The sequence below is a fragment of the Nocardiopsis mangrovi genome, assembly GCF_042653925.1.
GTDB classification, from domain to species: domain Bacteria; phylum Actinomycetota; class Actinomycetes; order Streptosporangiales; family Streptosporangiaceae; genus Nocardiopsis_B; species Nocardiopsis_B mangrovi.
The window spans coordinates 1-3,642 of record NZ_JBHSFQ010000075.1 but is presented as its reverse complement, the minus strand read 5'-3'; the positions used below and the strand labels follow the sequence as shown (position 1 = coordinate 3,642).

General features: G+C 75.9%; 1 protein-coding gene. It reads right to left on the bottom strand.

Annotation, left to right across the window (positions count from 1 at the left end):
- Positions 1 to 3,616 (bottom strand): type I polyketide synthase (locus ACFO4E_RS29960; RefSeq protein WP_378580670.1); only part of this gene is annotated, 3,616 nt, incomplete at its 3' end.
- Between the last annotated feature and the right edge of the window lie 26 nt (positions 3,617 to 3,642).

Genomic DNA, 3,642 nt, shown 5'->3' with positions numbered 1-3,642 from the left:
TCCCCGCACGACCAGGATCGGAATCGAACAACGACCCCAGATCCCACCCCCGATCCACAGGAAAAGGCGCGACCGCGTCCACCCCCTCCGCCACCAACCGCCACAGATCCTCCGGCGACCCCACACCACCCGGGAACCGGCACCCCATGGCCACCACCGCCACCGGATCGTCCGCACCGGGGGTTGGCGCGTGCCGGACGGACACGACGGCCCGGGCCTCCGGGGAGCTCCGCGTCCCGGGCAGTTCCGTGAGGAGGCGGCGGACGAGTCCGTTGGGCGTGGGATGGTCGAACACCAGCGTCGCCGGAAGGCGCAGGCCGGTCGCCTCCATCAGCCGATTGCGCAGTTCCACGCCGGTGAGGGAGTCGAGCCCCATCTCCTTGAAGGCGCGGTCGGCGTCGATGCGCTCGGCGCGCTCCGCCGCCGCGTGCCCGAGTACGGCGGCGGTGGCGTCCAGGACGAGGTCCAGGAGCGCCGCGGCCGACTCCTCCTCCGGCAGCGCCGACAGCCGCCGCGCGAGTGCCGCGCCGTCGTTCGTTCCGGTGTTCGCCGCCCGGCGGGCGGGACGGACCAGTCCGCGCAGCAGCGGCGGGACCGTCGTTCCCGCCTGGGCGCGTGGGGCAGCGGTGTCCAGGTGCATCGCCACCACGGCGGGGGCCTCTCCCGCTAGGGCGGAGTCGAACAGGCGGAGCCCGTCTGCGGGGGCGAGCGGGCGAAGCCCCTGGCGCGCCATACGCGCGAGGTCGGCGCGGCCGGGTCCGCCGGTCAGACCGCTGGCCACGTCCCACAGGCCCCAGGCGATCGACACCGCGGGCAGCCCTTCGGCGCGTCGCCGCTCGGCGAGGGCGTCGAGGTAGGCGTTGGCGGCCGCGTAGTTGGCCTGCCCGGCGCTGCCCAGCGTTCCGGCGATGGACGAGAACAGCACGAAGAACCGCAGGTCGGCACCGCGGGTGAGCGCGTCGAGGTGCTGCGCCGCGTCGGCCTTGGGGGCGAGCACCGCGGCGAGCCGTTCGGCGGTGAGGGCGGTGACGACCCCGTCGTCGAGATGCCCGGCCGCGTGTACGACACCGGTCAGGGGGTGGGCGGGGGAGATGAGCGCGAGCGCCGAGGCGAGTTCGGCGCGGTCGGCGACGTCGCAGGCCACGACCCGCACGTGGGCGCCCTGTTCCGCCAGTTCCGCGACCAGCCCCGCCACACCGTCGGCCGCCGGCCCGCGCCGGCTCGCCAGTACCAGGTGCCGCGCCCCGTGATCGGCCACGAGGTGCCGCGCCACCAGGGCGCCGAGGGAACCGGTGCCGCCGGTGATGAACACGGTGCCGTCGGGATCGGGGGCGGACGCCTCGGCGACGCCCTCCGGCCCGGCGGCGCGTACCAGGCGCGGGACCAGCGCGGTCCCCGCGCGCACCGCCATCTGCGGCTCGCGGTCCACGGGCAGTGCGGCGAGCGCCCGCTGTGAGGCGGGATCGGCATCGGTGTCGACCAGCGCGATCCGGTCCGGTTGTTCCGCCTGGGCGGCGCGGACCAGCCCCCACACCGCAGCGGCGGCGGGGTCGGTCGCCTCGGCGCCGCCGGCCGGCACGGCGCCGCGGGTCACCACCACCAGCCGCGACCCTTCCAGGGCCGGTTCGGACAGCCAGGAGCGGACCGCCTCAAGCGTTTCCCGGGCGAGGTCGCCCGGCCGGCGCGGACCTTCGAGCGGGCCGGAGGCGCCGGGCGCGAAGAACACCGCGGACGGGATCGGGCAGCCCGCTCGGGCGTCCTCGACGAGGGAGGCGGGATCCGCATATGTCGCCTGCGGCCTCCCGTGCGGACCCGGGCCGGGCGGCCCCAGCAGCCCCCACCCCGGTTCCCCCGCGTCCGGCCCGCTGGGAAGGGCGGACCACGCCACCCGGAACATCGAATCCGCGGCGCCGTCGCCGGTCCGCGCCAGCCGCGCGGCGGATATCGGCCGGAACACCAGGGAGCCCAGCGTCGCCACGGGCGCGCCGGTGCCGTCGGCCATGGCGAGGGACACCGCTCCCGCGCCCGCGGGCACGGCGCGCACGCGGAGCTCCGTCGCGCCGGAGGCGTGCAGGTGCACGCCGTTCCAGGAGAACGGCAGCAGCACGTCGCCGTCTGCGGAGGCGACGTCCTGCCCGGTGCAGAACGTGCTCGCGTGCAGCGCGCACTCCAAGAGCGCGGGGTGCAGGCCGAAGTCCCCCGCGCGCCCGCGCTCCTCGCTGGTCAGCCCGATCTCGGCGAAGACCTCCTCTCCGCGGCGCCAAACAGCGCGGACACCCCGGAACACGGGACCGTAGTCGAGCCCGGCCGCGGCGAACCCGTCGTAGAGCGAGCCGGTGTCCGCGGGGACGGCTCCGGGGGGCGGCCAGTCCGACAGGTCGGCCCCGGCCGGTTCCGAGGCGGCGGTGAGGACGCCGGAGGCGTTGCGGGTCCAGGGGGCGTCGGGCGGGGCGCCCTCCGGCCGGGAGTGCACGGTGAGGGGGTGGCGGCCGGAGGCGTCACCGCCGTCGACCCGGATCTGGACGCGTACGGCCCCCTGCTCCGGCAGCACGAGCGGTGCCTCGACCACCAGTTCGTCCACGCAGTCGCAGCCGACCTCGCCGCCGGCCCGCACCGCCATCTCCACCAGGGCGACACCGGGGACGACGACGGTATCGAAGACCACGTGATCGGCGAGCCAGGGGTGGGTCCGCACCGACAGCCGACCGGTGAACAGCGCCCCACCCGTCTCGGGGACGCGGACGACCGCTCCGGCCAGCGGGTGGTCCGCGGCGTCGAGCCCGAGGCCGCCCGCGTCGCCCGCCGCGGCCGGCGGCGCCTCCAGCCAGTAGCGGCGCCGCTGGAACGCGTAGGTGGGCAGGTCGACGCGGCGCGGTTCGGTCCCCGCGAACAGCCGCCGCCAGTCGACGCCGATCCCCCGGACGTAGGCTTCGGCCAGGGAGCACAGCAGCCGGCGCGGCCCGCCGTCGTCGCGCCGCAGCGTCCCCACGACCGCCGGCCGGGCACCGTCGCCGTCGCCGGGGGAGACGAGGTCGTGGACGCTGGTGGTGAGCACGGGATGTGCGCTCACCTCGATGAAGGCGGTGTGTCCCTCCTCGGCGAGCCGGGTGACCGCCGACGCGAACCGCACCGGCTCCCGGAGGTTGCGGAACCAGTAGTCGGCGTCCATCTCCGTGCCGTCGATCCACCGGTCCTCGACGGTCGACAGCAGCGGTACGCGGACGGCCTGCGGGGAGATCGTGTCCAGGGTGCGCAGGAGATCGGCGCGGATGGCGTCGACGTGGCCGGAGTGTCCGGCGAACGCGACTCCGGGAAGGCGCCACCGGAGCAGCCCGGCGGCGGAAAGCCGCCGTTCGAACTCGGCCAGGGCGTCGGAGTCTCCGGAGACCGTGACCGAGGCCGGGCCGTTGACGGCGGCCGTCCAGAGCCGCCCTGTGTAGGGGGCCAGGAGCGCGTCCACGCGCTCGCGCGGGGCCATGACGGTGAGCATTCCGCCGCGACCGTCCATGTGCGTCGCGATGAGGCGGCTGCGGTGCACAACGATCCGGGCGGCATCCTCCAGCGACAACACACCCGCCACATACGCCGCGGCGATCTCCCCCTGCGAATGACCCACCACCCCATCAGGAACCACCCCCACCC